Annotated in this window: 17 protein-coding genes; 5 read left to right on the plus strand and 12 right to left on the minus strand. The window is 65.4% G+C overall.

Annotated features, from left to right (window positions below; all coding sequences use genetic code 11):
* Positions 1 to 3: 3 nt before the first annotated feature.
* From ffh to ftsY, 4 genes are all read right to left on the minus strand, one after another.
* A complete protein-coding gene (gene ffh, locus CKW39_RS11640) occupies positions 4 to 1,587 on the minus strand; it encodes a signal recognition particle protein (RefSeq protein WP_095798275.1) in 1,584 nt (527 codons plus the stop codon).
* Between the two features lie 155 nt (positions 1,588 to 1,742).
* A complete protein-coding gene (locus tag CKW39_RS11645) occupies positions 1,743 to 2,081 on the minus strand; it encodes a P-II family nitrogen regulator (RefSeq protein WP_095798276.1) in 339 nt (112 codons plus the stop codon).
* Positions 2,078 to 3,394, minus strand: a complete 1,317-nt coding sequence (locus CKW39_RS11650; RefSeq protein ID WP_095798277.1) for an ammonium transporter — start codon at positions 3,392 to 3,394, stop codon at positions 2,078 to 2,080. Before CKW39_RS11650 ends, CKW39_RS11645 begins: the two co-directional genes overlap by 4 nt.
* 273 nt (positions 3,395 to 3,667) lie before the next feature.
* Complete coding sequence (ftsY, locus tag CKW39_RS11655; protein WP_095798318.1) at positions 3,668 to 4,735, minus strand: signal recognition particle-docking protein FtsY; 1,068 nt, start codon at positions 4,733 to 4,735, stop codon at positions 3,668 to 3,670.
* Positions 4,736 to 4,820: 85 nt separating this feature from the next.
* Here ftsY and CKW39_RS11660 point away from each other — a divergent pair, with 85 nt between their 5' ends.
* The gene (locus CKW39_RS11660) at positions 4,821 to 6,149 is read left to right on the plus strand and encodes an MFS transporter (RefSeq protein ID WP_254049391.1); all 1,329 of its coding nucleotides are present in this window, start codon (positions 4,821 to 4,823) and stop codon (positions 6,147 to 6,149) included.
* Positions 6,150 to 6,317: 168 nt separating this feature from the next.
* Here CKW39_RS11660 and smc read toward each other — a convergent pair whose 3' ends face one another.
* Positions 6,318 to 9,971, minus strand: coding sequence for a chromosome segregation protein SMC (gene smc, locus CKW39_RS11665; RefSeq protein ID WP_095798279.1), 3,654 nt, complete (start codon positions 9,969 to 9,971; stop codon positions 6,318 to 6,320).
* Positions 9,972 to 10,250: 279 nt separating this feature from the next.
* Here smc and CKW39_RS11670 point away from each other — a divergent pair, with 279 nt between their 5' ends.
* The 3 genes from CKW39_RS11670 (at position 10,251) to CKW39_RS11680 (ending at position 15,385) form a co-directional block, all read left to right on the plus strand.
* Positions 10,251 to 11,276 carry a 3-oxoacyl-ACP synthase III gene (locus tag CKW39_RS11670; protein ID WP_095798280.1) on the plus strand — a complete coding sequence of 342 codons (1,026 nt, stop codon included), beginning with the start codon at positions 10,251 to 10,253 and terminating at the stop codon, positions 11,274 to 11,276.
* 75 nt (positions 11,277 to 11,351) lie between these two features.
* A complete protein-coding gene (locus CKW39_RS11675) occupies positions 11,352 to 14,045 on the plus strand; it encodes an alpha/beta fold hydrolase (RefSeq protein WP_095798281.1) in 2,694 nt (897 codons plus the stop codon).
* Positions 14,046 to 14,197: 152 nt separating this feature from the next.
* Entirely contained in the window at positions 14,198 to 15,385 is a 1,188-nt protein-coding gene (locus tag CKW39_RS11680) for an NAD(P)-dependent oxidoreductase (RefSeq protein ID WP_256382231.1), read from the plus strand.
* A 70-nt stretch (positions 15,386 to 15,455) separates the two neighbouring features.
* Here CKW39_RS11680 and CKW39_RS11685 read toward each other — a convergent pair whose 3' ends face one another.
* The 7 genes from CKW39_RS11685 to coaD all read right to left on the minus strand — a co-directional run bounded on the left by CKW39_RS11685 (position 15,456) and on the right by coaD (position 20,115).
* On the minus strand, positions 15,456 to 16,502 hold the full coding sequence (locus tag CKW39_RS11685) for a type II toxin-antitoxin system HipA family toxin (protein WP_254049392.1): 1,047 nt from the start codon (positions 16,500 to 16,502) through the stop codon (positions 15,456 to 15,458).
* A 184-nt stretch (positions 16,503 to 16,686) separates the two neighbouring features.
* Positions 16,687 to 16,974 carry a helix-turn-helix domain-containing protein gene (locus CKW39_RS11690; protein ID WP_031273046.1) on the minus strand — a complete coding sequence of 96 codons (288 nt, stop codon included), beginning with the start codon at positions 16,972 to 16,974 and terminating at the stop codon, positions 16,687 to 16,689.
* A 91-nt stretch (positions 16,975 to 17,065) separates the two neighbouring features.
* Positions 17,066 to 17,968, minus strand: coding sequence for a bifunctional DNA-formamidopyrimidine glycosylase/DNA-(apurinic or apyrimidinic site) lyase (mutM, locus tag CKW39_RS11695; RefSeq protein WP_095798282.1), 903 nt, complete (start codon positions 17,966 to 17,968; stop codon positions 17,066 to 17,068).
* A 4-nt stretch (positions 17,969 to 17,972) separates the two neighbouring features.
* On the minus strand, positions 17,973 to 18,677 hold the full coding sequence (gene rnc / locus CKW39_RS11700; protein ID WP_095798283.1) for a ribonuclease III: 705 nt from the start codon (positions 18,675 to 18,677) through the stop codon (positions 17,973 to 17,975).
* A 2-nt stretch (positions 18,678 to 18,679) separates the two neighbouring features.
* Positions 18,680 to 18,883, minus strand: a complete 204-nt coding sequence (rpmF, locus tag CKW39_RS11705; protein ID WP_031273047.1) for a 50S ribosomal protein L32 — start codon at positions 18,881 to 18,883, stop codon at positions 18,680 to 18,682.
* Positions 18,884 to 18,885: 2 nt separating this feature from the next.
* Complete coding sequence (locus CKW39_RS11710) at positions 18,886 to 19,479, minus strand: DUF177 domain-containing protein (protein ID WP_095798284.1); 594 nt, start codon at positions 19,477 to 19,479, stop codon at positions 18,886 to 18,888.
* Between the two features lie 153 nt (positions 19,480 to 19,632).
* A complete protein-coding gene (gene coaD / locus CKW39_RS11715) occupies positions 19,633 to 20,115 on the minus strand; it encodes a pantetheine-phosphate adenylyltransferase (RefSeq protein WP_095798285.1) in 483 nt (160 codons plus the stop codon).
* 145 nt (positions 20,116 to 20,260) lie between these two features.
* Here coaD and CKW39_RS11720 point away from each other — a divergent pair, with 145 nt between their 5' ends.
* Entirely contained in the window at positions 20,261 to 21,505 is a 1,245-nt protein-coding gene (locus CKW39_RS11720) for an aminotransferase class I/II-fold pyridoxal phosphate-dependent enzyme (protein ID WP_095798286.1), read from the plus strand.
* Positions 21,506 to 21,535: the final 30 nt, after the last annotated feature.

Raw genomic sequence — 21,535 nt, forward strand, 5'->3', positions numbered from 1 at the left:
GACTCACTTTCTGAGGAATTTTTCAAAGCCCTTGGGAAGGTTCAAGGACTCCAGATCCGGCTGATCCTGCTGTGCCCCAAAGGCACTGCCCTTGGCCGCGGGCTTCTGACCGCTGGCAATCGCGGCATTCTCCTGAGCGCGCTTGGCGGGGTTACCCGAACGCGAGCCCTTGGCCCCCTTCTTCTTGGCCTTGCTCTTCTTACCCGCGCCGCCTCCGGCGCCGCCACCCATACCGGGGATACCCCCGGGCATACCGGGAACTCCCTTGCCCTGGGCCAGGCGCTTCATCATCTTCTGTGCCTGGGCGAAACGCTCCATGAGCTGGTTGACCTCGGACACGGACACGCCGGAACCGCGGGCGATACGGGCGCGGCGTGAGCCGTTGATGATCTTGGGTGCCACACGCTCGTGCGGGGTCATGGACCGCACGATGGCTTCTACACGGTCGATCTCGCGCTCGTCGAAGTTCTCGAGCTGCTCACGCATACCGGCTGCGCCGGGCATCATGGACAGCATCTTCTTCATCGAGCCCATCTTGCGCAGCTGCTGCATTTGCGCGAGGAAGTCCTCGAAGGTGAAGTCCTCCTGATCGGTGAACTTCTTGGCCATGCGCTCGGCCTCGGTCTTGTCCCACTGCTTCTCTGCCTGCTCGATCAGCGTGAGGACGTCACCCATGTCCAGGATGCGCGAGGCCATGCGGTCCGGGTGGAACTGCTCGAAGTCGCGCACGCCCTCGCCCGTGGAGGCGAACATGATGGGCTTGCCCGTGACCGAGCGAACGGAGAGTGCGGCACCGCCGCGGGCGTCGCCGTCGAGCTTGGAGAGCACCACGCCGGTGAAGTCCACGCCGTCGTCGAAGGCCTTGGCGGTGTTGACAGCGTCCTGGCCGACCATGGCGTCGATGACGAAAAGGACTTCGTCCGGGTTCACGGCGTTGCGGATGTCTCGGGCCTGGCGCATGAGGGCTTCATCGATGCCCAGGCGGCCGGCGGTGTCAACGATGACCACGTCGTAGAGCTTGGCGCGCGCGTGCGCCACGCCGTCGCGGGCAACCGCCACGGGATCACCGGTGGGGTCGTCGAATTCCGAGGTGGCACCGGGCTCGGGGGCGAACACCGGAACGCCCGCGCGCTGACCGACCACCTGGAGCTGGGTCACGGCGTTGGGGCGCTGAAGGTCAGAGGCCACGAGAACGGGCTTGTGCCCCTGGTCCGTGAGCCACTTACCGAGCTTGCCCGCCAAGGTGGTCTTACCGGCACCCTGCAGACCGGCCAGCATGATCACGGTGGGACCGGATTTGGCCAGGTTGATGCGACGGGTTTCGCCACCCAGAACGTTCTGAAGTTCCTCGTTGACGATCTTGACCACTTGCTGGCCGGGGTTCAGCGCCTCGGAGACCTCGGAACCCAGAGCGCGTTCCTTGATGATGGCCGTGAATTCCCGGACCACGGGAACGGCGACGTCCGCTTCGAGAAGGGCGCGCCGGATTTCCCGAACGGTGGCGTCCACATCCGCTTCGGACAACCTACCCTTGTCGCGCAGGTTCTTGAAGGTCGCTGTAAGCCGGTCGGACAGTGAGTTGAACACGGGGCAGTCGCTGCTTTCGTCGGTCAACGGATGGGGTCAGTGTCCCAGGTTATCAAGCCGAGCCCGGTCCCCGGAACGAGGCGAACGCACCGCGGGGCTCCTTGCTTGCCCCGCGGTGCGTTCGCTCTTCTTCGGTTGTCGACGCCGCCGCGCCGCTAGAGCGCGGACTCCCCACGTTCGCCGGTGCGCACGCGCACCATCTCGTCCACCGAGGTGACCCACACCTTGCCGTCACCGGCGGATCCGGAGTGGGCGGAAGAGACGATCACGTTGACCACGTCCGCGGCGATGTCGTCCGCCACGAGTGTTTCGATGCGCACCTTCTCCAACAGGTCCACGGTGTACTCGGCTCCGCGGTAGACCTCGGTGTGGCCGCGCTGCCTGCCGTAGCCGTGCACGGTCAGCACTGTCATTCCTTGGATTCCGAAGGCCTCCAGTGCGTCCTTGACGTCGCTGAACTTGTCGGGCCGTACAACGGCGGTGATGAGTTTCACAGGGAAGATCCTTCCTTGGCGTGGACGGGGGCCTCAGCGGTACCCGGGAGGGGGCGCGCCGGGGAGGTTCCGGCGAAGTAGCCGGTCGCTTCGTCCTTGAGGGAGTACGCGGATTCCGCGTGCTGGGTGACGTCGATGCCGTCCACTTCGTCCTGGCTGGAGATACGCAGACCCATCGTGACCTTGATGAGCATTCCGATGATCAGCGTGAGCACACCCGTGTAGAGCACAGCGAACACGGTGGAGGTCACTTGGGCACCCATGAGCGCCCAGCCGCCACCGTAGAACAGTCCGGCCTCGCCCTCGGACGGAATCGCCAGGAAACCGAGCGCCACGGTACCGACGATGCCCGAGACCAGGTGTACGCCGATCACGTCCAGTGAGTCGTCCAAGCCGATCTTGTACTTCATGCCGACCGCGAGCGCGGACAGCACACCGGCCACCGCGGCCAGCGCGATCGCACCCAGTGGTGAGACGTTGGCGCACGCGGGCGTGATGGCCACCAGACCGGCCACCACGCCGGAGGCTGCGCCCAGGGAGGTCGCGTGACCATCGCGAATCTTCTCGGTCAGCAACCAGGTCAGCATGGCGGCAGCAGGTGCGACCAGGGTGTTGGTCCAGATCAACGCCGCTTGTTCAGCGGTTGCAGCCGCACCCACGTTGAAGCCGAACCACCCGAACCACAGGATCGCCGCGCCCAGCATCACCAGGGGCAGATTGTGGGGTCGCTGGCCGGAGTCCTGGCCGAAGCCCTTGCGGGCCCCGATGAGCAGGATCAGCACGAGTGCTGCCACGCCGGCGTTGATGTGCACCACCAAGCCACCCGCGAAGTCGATGGGTTCGCCGAACATCTCCGCCAGGGCGCCGCCCTCGGACCACAGGCCACCGCCCCACACCATGAAGGACAGGGGGAAGTACACCGCGGTGATCCACACCAGGGTGAACACGACCCAGCTGCCGAACTTGGTGCGGTCGGCAATCGCACCGGAGATCAGCGCCACGGTGATGATCGCGAAGGTGATGCCGAAGGCACTGCCCAGCAGGTCTTCGGATCCGACCAGGCCGTTCAGGCCGAAGCTGGCGGTGGGATCAGCCACCAGTCCGCCCAGGATCGCGTCTCCGGAAGACATGGACGCTCCCCACAACACCCACACCACGGCCACGATCGCAATGGAGATGAAGCTCATCATCATCATGTTCAGCACACCCTTGGCCCGGGTCATGCCTCCGTAGAAAAGCGCGAGCCCCGGTGTCATGAAGAACACCAGCCCCGCCGCCACCAAAGTCCACACGTGTCCCGCCGTTAATTCCACGCGAGCTCACCTCGTCTCAATCTCAAAGTTCCGTACAACGGTTGTCCGTTGGTAATGAGTAAAGAGCGCGCGTGTTTCGGTTGTGGTTCAGGGTTGGTTTCGCACGTGTTTCATTTGTCCACGGTTCGTGACAACCGTGTTACAGATCACGGTTCAAACTCCCGCGGTTACGCGGCGCCGCCCGAACGAACATCCGCGTGACAAGCGCGGGCACGAAAAGGCGCCCACCCCGAAACGGGGCGGGTGCCGAGAACTAACGCAGCGGCGTCGTCCTCAGTCGAGCAGCGCGTCCACGAACTGCTCGGCATCGAAGGGAGCGAGATCATCGGGACCCTCGCCCAAGCCGATGAGCTTGACCGGCACGCCCAGCGCACGCTGAATGGCGACCACGATGCCGCCCTTGGCGGTGCCGTCGAGCTTGGTCAACACGATGCCGGTGATGTTCACGGCCTCGGCGAAGACCTTGGCCTGGGTCATCCCGTTCTGACCGGTGGTCGCGTCGATCACGAGCAGGACCTCGTCCACCTCGGCGGCCTTGGTCACCACACGCTTGATCTTGCCCAGCTGGTCCATCAGACCGGCCTTGTTCTGCAGGCGACCGGCGGTGTCGATGAGCACCACGTCCGATTCCTGATCGACACCGGCCTGCACCGCGTCGAAGGCGACCGACGCCGGGTCCGCGCCTTCCTGTTCGGAACGCACCGTGGCAACGCCCACCCGGGCGCCCCAGGTCTCGAGCTGATCGGCAGCCGCTGCGCGGAACGTATCCGCTGCACCTAACAGCACGTCTTTGTCCTCGGCCACCAGAACGCGAGCGAGCTTGCCCACAGTGGTGGTCTTGCCCACCCCGTTGACTCCCACGACCAGAACCACCGCGGGCTTGCCCGGGGCGCCCACCGAGTTGATGGAGCGGTCCATGGTGGGATCCACGAGCTTGAGCAGCTCTTCGCGCAGCATGGCCTTGACGTGTGCAGGGTCCTGAGTGCCTTCGATGCGCACGCGCTTCTGCAGGTTCTCGACCAGTTCCAGGGACGCGTCCGTACCGAGGTCCGCCATGAGCAGCGTGTCCTCGATCTCGTCCCAAACATCTTGATCAATGCGCTCGCGGGACAACAGGGCCAGCAGACCCTTGCCCAGCACGTTGTTCGATTTGGAGAGGCGGCCGCGCAATCGGGCCAGGCGGCCCAGCGCCGACTCGGGCCGTTCGATCGTGGTGCCCGGGCGCTCCTCGACGAGCACGTCGCCTTCGGCCGGTGGGATGTCATCAACGTCCCGAGTTGTTTGGTAGCCGCCCTTGGGAGCCTTGGGCTTGCGGAGCAGCATGGTGCCGAAGATCACCATGAGCGCCACCGCTATGACGGCTATAACGAGTATCCAAATCCATTGAGTCGTGGTCACCCTTCTAATGTTCCATAAACTGTTCGACGTGTCCCGCCCATACGAAGATCCGACGCCCACCGATCCCTCCGATCTGCCCGCCACGGGACCACAACCAACGGTCCCCCCGGCGGACGCAGCGGGCGATACCTCGGGCGGCAGCTCGGGCGCTCCGAAGGAGAAGGTGCCGCCGCAGATCAAAGTGTTGATCGCAGCGGCGTTCGTGATCGCGATCGGCTACGGAATCGTGGCTCCGGTGCTGCCGCAGTTCGCGTCGAGCTTCGGGGTGGGGGTTGCCGCGGCCTCCGCCGTGGTGAGTGCCTTCGCGCTGTGCCGGTTGTTGTTCGCACCGGCCAGTGGCGCGGTCGTGAACAAACTGGGTGAACGGCCCACGTACTTGATCGGCCTGTTGGTCGTGGCGGTGTCCTCGGCAGCCACGGCGTTCGCGGAAACGTACTGGCAGTTGCTGCTGTTCCGCGGCCTGGGTGGTGTGGGTTCCACCATGTTCACCGTGTCGGCCATGGGGTTGATCGTGCGCCTGGCACCGCCGCGGATGCGCGGTCGGATCTCCGGTTACTACGCCACAGCCTTCCTGCTCGGTGGCATCCTGGGTCCCGTGGTGGGCGGATTGCTCGCGGGATTCGGCATGCAGGCGCCCTTCATCATTTACGCGGTGGCCCTGCTGGTTGCCTCCGCCGTGGTGTACTTCCGGCTCAAGGACGAGACCTTGGCCGCTCGCAAGGCGAAGAATCCGCAGCCGCCCATGAAATTCCGTGAAGCCTTCGAGTTCGGCGCCTATCGCTCCGCCCTGGTCTCCAGTTTCGCCACGGGGTGGACCGCCTACGGTGTGCGCGTAGCGCTGATCCCGCTGCTGGCCGTGCAGCTCGTGGGCGAGGGTCCGCAGGTCGCCGGTCTGGCGCTGGCCGTGTTCGCGGCCGGCAATGCCCTGGCCCTGACTTTCACCGGGCGACTGACCGACAAACTGGGGCGCAAGCCACTGATTCTCATCGGCTTGGTCGTGTGCGCCTTGGCGACCATCGGCGTGGGGCTGGTGTCATCCGTGCCCCTTTTCGTCCTCCTGTCCCTGATCTCGGGGATGGGATCCGGCACGCTCAACCCCGGCCAGCAGGCAGCGGTCGCGGACGTGATCGGCCCCGAGCGGGCCGGTGGCAAGGTGCTCTCGCGCTACCAGATGAGCGCGGACGCCGGTCAGATCCTGGGCCCCATCCTGGCCGGGGCGTTGGCAGACGCCGCCGGGTTCGGGTGGGCCTTCGGTGTCTCCGGTGGGCTCATGCTCCTGGCTGCGCTCGCGTGGTTGCCCGCCAAAGAGACCATGCCCCCGGAAGAGAATCCTGAGAACAATAAACAGGCCGCCTGATTCGGGGCAGCCTGGCCCGCGGTGGTCTGGCCCTGATCCTCCTGGTCCAGGTCAACCAGGCTCAGGGGCACCGGGCTCGCGGTCTCCTGGTCGAGATCAGCCGGGCGTTCTCCCGGTCGAGATCAAACGGACTCAATCCAGCCGGGCCCAGGCCAGCGGGGACTTGTCTCAGCGCAGTTCCGCGAGCTTCTGCCCCACGACCAGACTGACGCCGTCCCCGCGCATCGACACACCGTAAAGTGCGTCCGCGATCTCCATGGTGCGCTTCTGGTGCGTCACGATGATCAGCTGCGAACTCTCCTGGAGCTGCTGGAAGATGGTCAGCAAGCGTCCAAGGTTGCGGTCGTCCAACGCGGCCTCGACCTCGTCCATCACGTAGAACGGTGAGGGCCGGGCCTTGAAAATGGCCACGAGCAACGCCAACGCGGTCAGCGAGCGCTCGCCACCGGACAGCAGCGACAACCGCTTGATCTTCTTGCCCGCTGGTCGCGCCTCCACGTCCACACCGGTGGTGAGCATGTCGTCCGGGTCCGTGAGTCGCAGCCGCCCCTCGCCTCCGGGGAACAGGGTCGCGAAGACCTGCACGAACTGCTCTGCAGTGTCCTGGTAGGCCTCGGTGAACACGCGTTCCACGTGTTCGTCGACCTGCCGAATGATGTTGCGCAGATCCGCGCGGGAGTTCTTGACGTCCTCGAGCTGCTCGACCAGGAAGCTGTGGCGTTCCTCCAGCGCCGCGAATTCTTCGAGCGCCAGCGGGTTGACCTTGCCCAGTGCCTTGAGCTGCTTCTCCGCCCGCCGCAGCCGGGTCTCCTGCTCGTCACGCCGGAACGGTGCACCCGGGTCAGTCATGGTCGGCATGCGATCCACGTCCTGGGCCTCGTCGCGTTCCTCGGCCTCCTGTGCGGCCTCCAATACGGCATCGGCGTCCGGCACGGGCAAGTGGGGTCCGAAACGGTCCACCAAATAGTCGGGCGTCATGCCGAGTTCTTCGAGCGAGGCCTTCTCGAGTGCCTCCAGCTTGGCCTGCCGCTGGGCCAGGTCGAGCTCCTCGCGGTGCAGTTGCTCGGTGACCGCGTTGAGCTGTTTGGCCAGTTCGTCCCGTTCGGCGCGCAGCCGTCCTGCGGCCTCGTCCAGACCGGCTCGTTCGGTGTCCGCGGCGTCCCGGATTCGGGCGGCCTCGGTCACGGACTCCTCCGCACGCAGCCGCAGGTAATCGGCGGCTTGGGCCACGGCCTGCGCGATGCTGGCCTGTACGCGGCGTCGTTCGGCGCGCCGCGCGGCTTCGGCCTGGGCCACCCGCTCTGCCTGAGCGGCGCGCGCCTGAGACTGGGCCCGGGACTGGACCGATCGGTGTTGTTCTTCCAACCCGCGCAGGGCCAGTCGGGCTTGGGTCTCGGTTTCGCGCGCTTCACGGGCCGCGCGCTCGGCACGGTCCTTCGCCGACGCCGCTTCCAACTGATCTCGCTCGAGGGTTTCCTCGTCGCCGCTCTCCACGGCCTCGGCGCGGGCCACCGCGTCCTGAAGTTGCGCCTCGCGCTCACCCAGCCGCTGCTCCGCGGTTGCCACGGCCTCACGACGGCGCTGCAGTTCCGCATCCGCGGACGCCAAGACAGCTTCAGCACGGCTCAACGCATTCGCGGCCTCCGAGGCGGCCTTCTGCTGATCACGTGCCACGCCACCGGCCTCGCGAGCCTTCGTGGTTGCCTCTACCCGCAGGGCTTCGGCATCCTTCGCCGCGGCCGAGACGGTGTCCAGTTCACGTGACCAGCGCGCGGATTCCGTGCGGGCCTTGTCGATCTGCGCGTGAATCTCCAGACTGCCGGCTGCCTCCGCGGCACCGCCCTGGGCCCGATGAGCGCCGAAGACGTCACCGTTGGTGGTGACCGCTCGAATGCCGGTGGTCCCCGCCTCCGAGGCCGCGTCCAACACGGCGACGGCCGCGGCGGCGTCGGGAACCAGGATCGTGGTGGCGAGCAATCCGCGCACCGCGGTGAGAATGGCTTGCGCCGCAGAATCGGTCGAGGTGTCAGGCGATCCGGAGAGCACCTCGACCGCCCGCACCGCCCCGTCAGGCAGGTTCAATGCGGTCGGCTCCCCAGCGCCGTCGGCCCCGGAGGCGACCAGGACATTGACGCGACCGAGGTCCTCGGAGCGCAGGGAGGAAAAGATGTCCGCAGCACGGGTGTGGGAACGGACCGCGAGCGCCTCGGACCACGGCCCCAACGCGGCGCCCACCGCACGTTCCCAGCCTTCGGCCACGCGCACCGCGTCCGAGACCGCACCCAGCACGGAATCTCCGTGGCTCGCCGAGACGGCCTGCGAACCGTCGGGTTGCGGCATCGACTGCTGCAGGGTGTCCAAGCGAACGGTCACGGAATGGTGTTCGCGCAGCACGCGCTGGCGTTCGGCCTCGGCCTGGCGAGCCGCTGTTTCCGCCTGATCGGCGTTCTCGCGGGCCTGTTCCGCGAGTTCCGCACTGCGCGCGGCGGCCGCGCGGAGTGTTTCGGCTCGTTCGTGGAGTTGGGCGTGCTCGCCGCGAGCGCCTTCGGAGCGGGTAATGACATCGTTGATTTCAACGCGCAGCCGCTCGATGTCGGCTTCCGCGGAGGACAAACCGGACCGCGCCGATGACACTGCGGCGGCCAACTTGGCTTGCCCAGCGCGGCGGTCTGCGGCCTCGCGCACAAGTTGAGCGGTGCGCTGCTCGGCGGCCCGTGCAACCTCCTCGGCCTCCTGCCGGGCGGTCTCCACCGACGCCAGGTGCTCCCGGGATTCGACAACGCGTTCTTCGAGCCCGGCGGCTTCAGCCCGGCTGCGCTCGGCCTGTTCCTCCAGCCGATTCGCGTCCTTGCCCGTGTCCTGTTCCGGTTCGGCGGACCCCAGGAGCCGACGCCGCTCCCCCGCCAGCGAGGACAGCGCACGGAACTGATCACGCACGGTACTGAGTTCATACCAGCTCGAGCGGGCGGCATTGAGGACTGGAGCCGTGCGGGCGGCCTGGGCCTCGGTCTCCTGCAAGCGTGCCGCAATCTGGTCCACCAGTTGTTCCAGGCGTTGCTTTTCGGTTCGCGTCCTCTCGCTGGAAGCACTGTCGGTCTGTAGCGCGGCGCGAGCCTGCACCACGTCATCGGCGAGCAAACGGGATTTGGCGTCGCGCACGTCGTACTGGATGCGCTGGGCCTTGCGCGCGGTGCGTGCCTGCCGTCCGAGGGGCGTCAACTGCCGCTGGATCTCCCCCACCAGGTCCTCCAGGCGGTCCAAATTGGACTGCAGGGAATCGAGTTTGCGGAGCGTCTTCTCCTTGCGGCGGCGGTGTTTCAGAATGCCCGAGGCTTCTTCAATGAAGCCTCGGCGGTCCTCGGGAGTGGCCTGCAGGATCCGGTCCAGCTGACCCTGCCCCACGATCACATGCATCTCGCGGCCCAGACCCGAGTCGGAGAGTAGTTCCTGGATGTCCAGCAGGCGGCACGAGCGGCCGTTGATTGCGTATTCGGAACCGCCCGTCCTGAAGAGCGTGCGAGAAATGGTGACTTCGCTGTATTCGATCGGCAGGGCGCCGTCGGCGTTGTCGATGGTCAGCGATACGTGTGCGCGCCCGAGTGCGGAACGACCCGAGGTCCCGGCGAAGATGACGTCTTCCATCTTGCCGCCGCGCAGTGACTTGGCTCCCTGCTCGCCCATGACCCACGAGAGTGCGTCCACCACGTTGGATTTGCCGGAGCCGTTGGGGCCCACCACCGCGGTCACACCGGGCTCGAAATTAAAGGTGGTTGCCGAAGCGAAAGACTTGAAACCGCGCACGGTGAGGGTCTTCAAGTGCACGTTTACGGCTCCTAGCGTGAGATGTTCACCACCGCGCGGCCCTCGTCCGGGGGTGAGCGGGCCCGCGCAACCACACCACTGTACCCGTGCGGGCCTGCGGTTCTGGGACTCGTCAATAGTCAGCCTGCAGAGAAACGGCCGAGAACCGCTGGCTGCAAGGTTCAACCTGGTCGATAGACTAAGTCGGTCCAGCCCGCCTGCTCGCTCGAGCGCCCACGGCGATGAATCACCTTTCGGTTCGTCACGGCGCAGGGAGAGCCCTGTCTCGAAAGCGCCACGTTGATCGGAAACTCAACCATTAGAAACCGCAATGCAGCCGTGCTGTCCATTACCAAGGTGGAAGCAGACGAGGTGGTCCCCTCAACGCGGTTCGATGATGAGCTCGCCGATACGTTCAAGCGCCTGCGCTTGCCGCGCGGACTCCTCGAACGCCTGGCTGGAATTCAAGAACGTCGCATGTGGGCCCCGGGCCGCCACTTCTCGGACGGCGCCACCGAAGCCGGGCAGGCAGCGCTGGAACAGTCCGGTATCAAGCCCGAACAGATCGGGTTGTTCATCAACTCGTCCGTGACCCGGGACAATTTTGAACCCGCCGTGGCCGTGGGCATTCACCATCGGCTCGGCATGCCCAGCTCCGCTTTGAACTTCGACATCACCAACGCGTGCCTGGGCTTCATCAATGCGCTGACCGTGGCCTCGTCGATGATCGACTCCGGAGCCATCGAGTACGCCTTGATCGTCAATGGTGAGGATCCCTCCCCCTGGCACCGCGCAGCCATCGAGCGTTTGAAGAAGCCCGGCATCACCCGCGAGCAGGTCGTGGAGGAATTTGCCACCCTGACACTGGGCTCCGGTGCTGCCGCTGCCGTGGTGGGGCCGGCCGACAAGCACCCGGACGCCCACCGCATCGTGGGCTCCGTGACGCGCGCCGGAACCCAGTTCCACGAACTGTGCATCGGCGGTGACGAGGGTATGTTCACCAACGCCACCGGGCTGCTCAACCACGGTGTGGGCCTCGTGGTCGCGGCCATGCAGGAAGCCGAACGGGACGGCTGGGACTGGCTCAACATGGACAGCTACGTGACCCACCAGGTGTCCAATTCGCACACCAACAAGCTCATTGCGGACATGGGACTCGACCCCGATCGTGTGCCGTTGACGTTCCCTTACTGGGGCAACGTTGCGGCGGCCGCTCTGCCCATGACCCTGGCTCTCGAAGCCGAGAAATTGCAGCGCGGTGACCGTGTGCTGTGTTTGGGTGTGGGGTCCGGTCTGAACACGACCCTGATGGAATTGGCCTGGTAAACGCCTGAGAGAAAGTGGAGTTCAACCGTGAGCAAGAAAACCTCTCGATCGATCCAGACCGGCCCTCGTTTGCCAATGAGTGACGTGTCCCTTCCGGGTGTCGATCCGGCATGGTCCACCACCGTCACGGTTGCTTCCACCGCGGCCGTGGAACCCGTGCCCGGTCGCAAGCGCCGCTGGCACCTGTTGGATAACGGTCCCGTCCTGGAGAAGGCCGCAAAGTCTCCGCGCGGCATCATCCTGGCGGTGCACGGTAATCCCACGTGGTCCTACCTGTGGCGCAGCGTGCTTGAAGCCGCGACCGATTCCGACCAGCCGTGGCGCGTAATTGCCGTGGACCAGTTGGACATGGGTTTCTCCGAACGCACCGGGTTGTTCCGCCGTTTGGAGGACCGGGTCCAGGACCTGAGCGACCTCACCGCCGAACTCGGCGTTGATTCCGCGGACGTCCCCGTGGTCACCCTGGCTCACGACTGGGGCGGATTGATTTCCCAGGGGTGGGCGCAGGAACATCCGGGCATCCACGCGGCCACCATCCTGACCAACACCGCGGTTCACCACGACAACTCGGAGCCCATCCCCACCGCCCTGCAGGTGGCCCTCAACTCCGCGTTGCATGAACCGCTCACCAAGCAGACCACCGCCTTCCTGGACACCACGCTCGCCTTGGCCGAACCCGCTCCGAGCAGCGACGTCAAGAAGGCTTTCAAAGCTCCGTACCGTTCCCGCGAGCGCCGCCAGGCCATTGCCAATTTCGTGGCGGATATCCCCGCACCGGAGGATCACCCCTCACACGCGGCCTACGAGCGCATTGCCGGTCGCATGAGTGCGCGCGAGGTTCCCACGCTGCTTTTGTGGGGCACCAATGACCCGGTATTCCAGCAGCGCTACCTGGACGACCTGTTGCGTCGAGCTCCCCACGCGGACGTGCACCGATTCGAGGGTGCCAAGCACCTGGTCGGTGAATCCCGCGACATCGCAACGCCCATCATCACGTGGCTCAACGAGCACTTCGGCGATGGTCTCCCGATCACCCAGCAGCACCGCGAAAAGCGCGCGAATGCGTCCGACAACTTCTCCCCGTTCTTCGCCGAGCTCGAGGCCCGGCGCAGCGACGATTCCCCAGCCGTGGTGGACATGGGACCCGTTGCGGGAACCGTGGACGGCACCGCTCCCGAGCTGAACGTGGAACGCACGGTGTCCTGGGCGCAATTGAGCTCCGCGGTCGACCGCTTGGGTGCCGCCCTGTTGCGCACCGGTGTGCGCCCCGGTGATCGTGTGAACCTCATGGTTCCCCCGGGTTCGCTGCTGACCACCCTGATCTACTCGTGTCTGCGCATCGGTGCCGTCATCGTGGTCGCGGACCAGGGGCTTGGACGCAAGGGTCTGACCCGCGCGCTCAAGGGTTCCTCCCCGGACTGGTTCATCGGTATCCGCAAGGCCCTGGTCGGAGCCAAGGCCCTCGGCTGGCCCGGACGCAAGATCTCCGCCGCGAACCTGGACCCCGTGACCAAGAAAGCACTAGGAGTCGAGCACACCATTCCGGAACTCTTGGACTCTGTCACCACCGTGAACACCGGCGAACTGCCGCTCGTGGATCCCGATGCAGAGGCCGCCGTGCTGTTCACTTCCGGTTCCACCGGTCCCGCCAAGGGTGTGGTGTACACCCACCGTCAGATGGCGGGCATGCGCGACGCCATTCGCGTGACCTACGGGCTGCGGGCCGGGACCGGTCTAGTGGCTGGATTCGCTCCGTTCGCGTTGCTGGGCCCCGCACTGGGAGCCGCTTCGGTCACCCCGGACATGGACGTGACCCAGCCCAAGACGCTCACGGCACGCGCACTGGCCGAAGCCGTCATGGCCATCGACGCCACCGCGATCTTCGCTTCACCGGCGGCCATCTCCAACGTGCTGGCCACGGCGGATGAACTCGCGCCGGCGCAGCGCGATGCGCTGTCCCGCGTGAACTTGATGCTCTCGGCCGGCGCCCCGATTCCGGAGGCACTGTTGGAGCGCCTCCAGACATTGCTCCCCGCCGCCGAGTTGCACACGCCGTACGGTATGACCGAGGCCCTGCCGCTCACCGATGTCAGCCTGGATGTCATCCGAGCCGCACGGGAGGACGCCCAAATGAGCCTCCCCGGTGCCGGTAACGGTGTGTGCGTGGGTACTCCCGTGCACGGTGCTCAGTTGGGCGTCCTACCGCTCAACGCGGCCGGTGATGTGACCGAAGAGATCACCACGGAACCGGGTGTGACCGGTGAGATCGTGGCCCGGGCTCCCCACGCCAAGGATCACTACGACCGGCTGTGGATCACCGAGCGAGTCTCGGACCAGACACCCGGCTGGCACCGCACCGGGGACGTCGGACATTTCGACGCCAAAGAACGTTTGTGGGTCGAGGGCCGTCTGGCACACGTGATCAACACCTCCCGCGGACCGGTCACCCCGGTGGCCGCCGAACACGCGGCCGAATCGGTTCCGGGTGTGGGCCGCACGGCACTGGTCGGAGTGGGCCCGCAGGGTTCGCAGACCACCGTGGCCGTGATCGAAACCGACCCCGCACCCCAGAAACCAGGTCTTGCCCCGGCTGACCTCGCGGATCGGGTGCGATCCACAGTGGAATTCGCCACCGGAATCCGCCCGAGCGCGGTTATGGTGATTCCCGAACACCCCACCGATATCCGACACAATTCCAAGATTGATCGGGCCGCGTTGAGCCAGTGGGCTGAGCGCGTACTTTCCGGCGGAAAGATGAGCGCACTGTGAGCAAATCCCCAGACATCACCCCCGACCCCGTATCCCGCACCGGCCGCCACCGCGCGGACACCCCCGCGGACGTCACGGGCGACCGCGAGACCAAGGCGACGACAGCGACGTCGTCGGGCCCGGGATCGACGAACACGTCCCGCCGCGACGAGATCGGCTCCACCGCGACCGAAGGCGAACTGACCGGCAAGGGCCGCACCGTTCTGGTGACCGGTGCTTCCGGCATGCTGGGCGGCGAGGTTGCTCGCACCCTGCTCGAAAAGGGCTGGCGCGTGCGCGTGTTCCAGCGCGGACACGCCGCCGTGGCCAATCGCGAGGGCGTGGACGAGGTACTTGGCTCCGTGACCGACCCTGACGCCGTGGCCAAGGCCCTCGAAGGCGTGGACGACGTGGTGCACCTGGCCGCCAAGGTCTCGTTCGCCGGTGACTGGGAAGACTTCGTGCACGTGAACATCACGGGCACCCGCGTGCTGCTGACCGTCGCGCAGGAACTCGGCGTGCAGAACGTCGTGTTCGTCTCCTCGCCGTCCGTGGCGCACGCCGGCACCTCGATCGAGGGTGTGGGCGCGGAGCCCGCCAACCCTCGCACCGCCCGCGGCAACTATGCCCGATCCAAGGCGGCCGCCGAGCTGCTCGCCCTTGAAACCGATGGCCGCGGCCTGCGCGTCGCAGCCATTCGCCCGCACATCGTGTGGGGACCGGGTGACACCCAGCTCGTGGAGCGGATCGTGGACCGTGCAGCCGCTGGTCGACTGCCCAACTTGGATCACGGTGCGGCCATGATCGACACGACCTACATCGACAACGCTTCCGAGGCGATTGCTCGTTGCCTGGAGCGCATCGACTTCACCCACGGCAAGGCCATTGTGGTGACCAACGGTGAGCCCCGCCCCGTGGGTGAGCTGGTCGCGCGCATGTGCGCCGCCGCCGGAGTGGATGCCCCCACGCGCTCCGTTCCCGGCAAGGTCGCCCGTGTCGCGGGCAAGGTCATCGAGAAGGTCTGGCCCCACATTCCGGCCAAGCTGCGCGGACACGATTCCGAGCCGCCCATGACCGAATTCCTGGCCGAGCAGATGTCTACCGCGCACTGGTTCGATCAGAAGGAGACTCACGAGCTGCTCAATTGGAAGCCGTCCGTGAGCCTGGACGACGGCATGCAGCGTCTGTCCCAGCATTACAAGGACCACCCGCGCCCGGAACGCAACACCGGCTCGGTGGCGGCGGAACGGGTCCTGGAGGTTGCCGACGATCAGCGCGTCAGGGCCGAGCGCGCCGCGGACGCCGCCGGCAGCGGTCGCAGCGATACGATGAACGATTTGCAAAACGTTCGTTCGGAATAGACCGGGGCTGGTTGAGCGGCCCCAGGGCCAGCGTCAGGCGGGACCCCCGGATCCAGCCCTGTAGTCAGGCTCAGCGCATCGCCGCAGACACCGCGGCGATGCGCGAGTCGATAGACTCTTCCATTGTTCCGATTTCCTGCTCGCGAATGTCATGCCTACGTGCAACATCGCGCCAGTCGGTCATCACCAACAACATACTTCTAATCCGCTCCCGGGCCTGGTGAACGCGTATGCCACACTCTTCGGCCAGCGGTAGCAATGCATCGGCTTCATTGGTGAGCGCCTCGGCCCCCATGATCGACGTTGCGCGTGGCCGCCACGGGTCAGGGTTAGGGTTCACGTCGAAGGCGGGGCTGAGCGTCCAAGACCCGTGATCGGCAAGAAAACCGTGGTTGCGGAGATGATCGTCCGTGTTGACCAGAACAACCGATGCAACGACGCGGTCGAAGAGCTCTCGGTGGTCACTCCTCGGGGAGAGTGAAAGATCTCGGATGGCCTCGGCGATCTCTGCGTAATCGCGATGATCGCCGTCATTGGCACCAAGTGCCGTCATGGCACTGATGTACCCAATCCTGTGCCCATGGTCAGTGCGGTCGAACCGACGCAGAATAAGCACGTTTCGATCCCCCACCGCAGTCAGACGCCGAGCGGGCGTTCGAATTCCGACGGCTTCCAACAAATCGAGCGCTGTCATTTCCCAGGCCATCATATCCCACCGGTCACTTGAGTGAGGAAATTTGGCAATAGCCAGCGCACCGTCTTCGAGACGCACGGATGCCTTGGGCCGTGCGCCTCCCAAGCCGGTTGTACCGGTCTCGAGCAGTTGCTTCACCGCCGCACTGGGATCGTCCTCCGATGAGAGCCGGTCAGAGGCACTCAGCAGCTCTGGGAGGGCGATCAGTTGAGGAACGCGCGACGGCTCACCGACAAATGATCCGTCGCCGTCAATCCGGTACCGCAGGGCACCCTGGCGGGTGTCGTCGCTGACCCCCAGGAGGAAGTCCAAATCGTCCAGCCTGCGCAGCGATCGGTGCTCCCTGCGGGCACGAACGCGCTCCGCCTTCTCGATGAGATTCCTACCCCAGCGATCGGGTGCGCTATCGGCAAAGGCCCGCACGAGACCGACCTGATGTTGGGCCCAGAGACAAGGGGCAGCGCGGGGTCGATACTGGTCCCGCCATGGACCAAATACGTCGGATCATAGAGGAACGTTGTGGAAATCTGACTGCGGTGTCGAGTGAAGTGCGCCTGCCCCACCAGGATCGGGTCCCCCTCTCGGTCCATAAAAACCTCGACGGTGGTCATCGTGCACGCTTCTTCGATAGGTTGCCGGCGCGCAGACGACCAATGTCACTGCCGAGCGGGTCGATGGCATTGACGACCTGATCGAGAACACCGAGGGCGCGCAGCACCTGTGCAACATTGCCGAATCCCACACCGGGGTCTCCGGCCTCGATCTTCCGCAGGGTGTCCCGTGTTATTCCGGCGCGCTCGGCGACCTGCTGCGCGGTAAGACCGAGCACCATGCGCCAGCCACGCACATGCTGTCCGAACTCGGTCAACTCGCGTTCGATCCGATATCCGTTCATGGTGGCCACCCCTTCGCTATGGCGAGCCTAACAGGCTTATCTGAACGTTATGGCGAGCACTATCGTCACACTTTTTTCATACCACCTTCAACTATTGTTGACGCTGGCACTCCGGGCAGAAGTAACTCGACCTGTTCATGAACTTGACCCGCTCGATGGGCGCGCCACACCTGTCGCACGGTTCCCCCGCCCGCCCGTAGGCATTCAGTGAGCGAGCGAAGTACCCGGACTCACCGTTCACGTTGACGTAGAGAGAATCAAAACTCGTCCCGCCCGCGTCCAGGGCGCGACGCATCACGTCCTTGCACGCCTGGACCAGCCGCTCGGTTGTGGCAGCGCTAATAGTCTCCGTGCGGGTAGCCCAGTGCACCTGAGCCGCCCACAGGGTTTCGTCCGCGTAGATATTGCCGATCCCGGAGATCAGTCCCTGGTCCAGCAGGGCGCGCTTGATACCGGTCTTCTTGCGCCGCAGAGAAGCGTGGAAGACAGCTGGATCGAAGGCGGGGTCCAAGGGGTCCAGCGCGATGTGGGCAGCATGTTCGGGCACTGGGTCCCCGCCCTGTGGGCTGGGCACCAGCGGGTCGAGGAGCATGCCGCCGAAGATACGCTGATCCACGAAGCGTAGCTGCTCCGGCAGAGATTCCCCCGTCTCGTCGGACACAGCCGAAGACAGTTCGAAGCGCAACCGCTCGTGGCGGGGTGCGGGCTGGCCGTTGGATGCCACCAAGAGCTGACCGCTCATCCCCAGATGCACGAGCAGCGCTCGGGACGCTTCGGTTTCGTCAGAAGTTCTAACTGGCAGCCACAGGAATTTTCCGCGGCGCTGGGCGTCCGTGACGGTCAGACCGGTCACCCGGTCCATGAAGTCCTGGGGCCCGGCCACATGACGGCGCAGGGAGCGCTCATCGTTGACGGTGACGTGTTCGATGGTGCGGCCGACCACCCAGTTGGCCACGCCGCGTCGTACTACTTCGACCTCGGGAAGTTCGGGCACGTTCTTAGGCCTTGCGTCCGTAACGGTCGTAGATGGCCTGGCAAGCCGCAGCAGCGGCCGAGCGTTCGGAGGCCTTCTTAGAGGTACCTTCGCCGTGGCCCATGACCTTGCCGTTCAGGGACACCGACGCCTCGAAGTGGCGCGCGTGATCGGGACCGGTGCCAGCGACGTCGTAGCGGACGGGGCCCAGCCCGTGGTGGGCGGCGAGCTCGCTGATCTCGGTCTTCCAGTCACGGCCCTCATGGAGCACGTGGGAGTCTTCGAGTAGCGGAATGATGAGGCGGAGCACCAAGTTCCGGGCTGGTTTGTCACCGGCGGACTCGTAAGTGGCACCGATCAGGGCTTCCATGGTGTCCGCGAGGATCGAGGGCTTTTCACTGCCCCGAGTTCGGATCTCCCCCTTGCCCAGGCGAATGTGCGGACCGAGGTCCAGGGACCGTGCAATGTCCGCGAGAGTGCGTGAGGAAACCACGGAGGCACGGAGTTTGGCCAGTTGGCTCTCACTCCAGTCGCCGTAGCGGTGAAAGATTTCGTCCGTCACAGCCAGCTGAAGGACCGCGTCCCCCAGGAACTCGAGACGTTCGTTGTGCTTCTCGCCCTCGTGTTCGTACGCGTAGGAGCGATGTGTCAGCGCAATGCGAAGCGTCTCGGTGTCGATATCGACACCGAGACGCTCAAGCAATGCACCGGGATCCGGCATGGTAGTCACGCTTACGCGTCAGCTACCTTGCGTCCCTTGTATTCGTAGAACAAGGGGGTACCGGCGGAATCGGAAACGACCTTAGCCTGGTGCGGCAGGCTGTAGCTCACCTTGCCGTTTTCGACAGTCTTCACCAGTTTGGGGGCGTTAGCCTTCCACTGGGAGCGGCGCATCCGGGTATTCGCACGGGAAAGTTTCCGCTTGGGAACAGCCACGGCTATCTCTCTTCTCTCGTCTCGGTTGTCTGGTCCGAAGTGTCAGAACCCTGGTCAGTGCTGCTCAACAGCCCTTCCAGAGCGGACCAACGTGGGTCAAGCACTTCGTGGTGGTGATCCGGGTCTTTCTCGAGTCGCGCACCGCACTGGGCACACAGACCCGGGCAGTCAGCCCGGCACACCGGTTGGAACGGCAGCTGAATGATCACTGCGTCCCGAAGCATGGGTTCGAGATCGATTTCCTCGTCCCGCACTTCATACACTTGCTCGTCCTCGATGTCCTCGTCACCTTCGGGAGAGGCATCGAACACGAAAAGTTCTTGTACGTCGACCGGTAAATCATAGTCAATCGGATCGAGACATCTGCTGCACTCACCGTGAATACTGACTATGACGGTTCCGGATACCAGAATACCGTCGTGCACGGATTCGAGTCGAAGCTGCAGATCCATGGGCGCGCCTTCTGGCGAACCTATGACCTCCGTGCCAAAGTCCTTTGGCGCGGGAACCTCAATCTCCAGGTTTCGCATGGTCCCCGGACGGTGTTCGAGATCCCGGACGCTGTGCGTAAGGGCTGAACTATTGCGGTTATTCACGAAACTCCTGGCTGACGACATGGGCCGACAGATCATGGTAGCACGCACCCAAGGTGACGGGCCACGCGGGGCCCGCCGAGCGACGTCGTCGCCAAGTTGGGCGGTGACTGACGAAGCTCGGTGCGAGCCGATGAATGGTGGGGCGGAACGCGGCTATGACGCTCGGTCGCGTTCCTTGATGGCGTCCAATACCTGGGGCGAGACGAACCCGCTGACGTCCCCGTCCAGGCCGTGGACTTCCATCACGAGCGTAGAGGATAAATGCAACAGCGACGGCTCCCCCGGGATGAACACGGTCTCCACGCCGGTGAGGGTGCGATTCATGGTGGCCATGGGCAGTTCGTAGTCGTAGTCCGCACCGTTGCGCAGCCCCTTGACCAGCGCCACGGCCTTACGGCTCGCTGCATAATCTGCGATCAAACCGGATTCCAGCGGCTCCACGACCACCGACGGTTCATCCGCGAAGACCTCGCGCACGAGCCGCAGTCGCGTTTGCTCGTCGAACCGGTGCTTCTTGTTGGGGTTCGTGGACACCGCCACGATCACCTCGTCGAAGAGCCGACAAGCGCGGCGGATCACGGCCACGTGGCCCAGGTGGATCGGGTCGAAGGAGCCGGGGCAGATTGCGCGTCGCATTCCTCCACCCTAACCGCCGGGAGCACACCGACGGCGCTCGCGCACCAACCAGCCCCGCCGCACCCCCACCGCCCGGCCATCGTGCCGCACAGCAATCGTGACGGCGCAGCTCGGCCAGGCGAGGTGCCTTCCCTAGACTGAGTCCATGACAGCGCACACCTCTGGTTCCCAGTCCCCCACCACCGGCTCGGCCGAAACACCCTGGCAGCGCATGGCCGCCGGCGGCGGACTCCTGGATGCGTCCGGACAGCTGCGTTCCACGGTCTTCGAGGAAATGACGGCGCTGGCCCAACGCACCGGTGCCGTGAACCTTGGCCAGGGCTTCCCGGATTTCCCCGCACCCGAACGCATGGTCGACGCCGCCTCCGAGGCGCTGGCCGCCGGCCACAACCAGTACGCGCCCATCAAGGGCATCCCGGCGCTCCGTACCGCCATTGCCGAGCACCAGCGTCACTTCTATGCCCAGGAGCTGGACACCGAGTCCCAGATCATCGTCAGTGCCGGTGCCACCGAGGGACTAACGGCCAGCCTGTTGTCCTTCCTGGAGCCCGGAGACGAGGTGGTCGTGTTCGAACCCCACTACGACCTCTACGGCGCGGTGGTCCGTTTCGCCGGCGCCACGGCGGTCCCGGTTCCGCTGCTGCCGCCCGCGTTCACACCCGATCCCGACGACGTTCGCGCCGCCTTCTCGCCCCGCACCCGCGCCGTGATCCTCAACGATCCGCACAACCCCACGGGCACCGTGGCGTCGCGCGAGTTCCTCACGCAGCTGGTCGAGTTGGCCACCGAGTTCGACGCCGTGATCGTCACCGACGAGGTCTACGAACACTTGCGCTTCAACGGGCAACACATCCCGATCGCCACCCTGCCCGGTGCCTTCGAGCGCACCCTGACCGTGTCATCGGCGGGCAAGACGTTCTCCGCCACGGGTTGGCGCGTGGGCTGGGTCAGCGGTCCGGAGCACCTGATCCGCGGCGTGACCGCGGTGAAGTCCTACATGTCCCACAGCGCCGCCGCTCCCCTGCAGCACGCCGTTGCGGAGGCCGTCGGCTTCCCGCCCGAGTTCTACGAGCACCTGCTGGACAATTACCGCGCGCGCCGCGACGTCCTGATCAACGGCCTGCGCGAGGCCGGGCTGAACCCGCCGGAACCGCAGGGCACGTTCTTCGCCGTGACCGACGTGAGCGATCTTTACCCCCTGGCGGGCGTGAGTAACGCCCGTGAGTTGGGCGAGCACTGGGCCGAGAACGCCGGCGTGGTCGGGATTCCCGTCTCCGCGTTCGTGGGTGAAGCCAACCGGGATCTCTACACGGACTGGCTTCGTTTGGCTTTCTGCAAGCGCACCGACGTGCTGCGCAAGGCGATGGCCGATCTCACGTTGTCGCTCTGAGGTCCAGAACCATGTAGCCCTGAGGAAGCT

It is taken from the genome of Kocuria sp. WRN011, assembly GCF_002295155.1.
GTDB lineage: Bacteria > Actinomycetota > Actinomycetes > Actinomycetales > Micrococcaceae > Kocuria > Kocuria carniphila.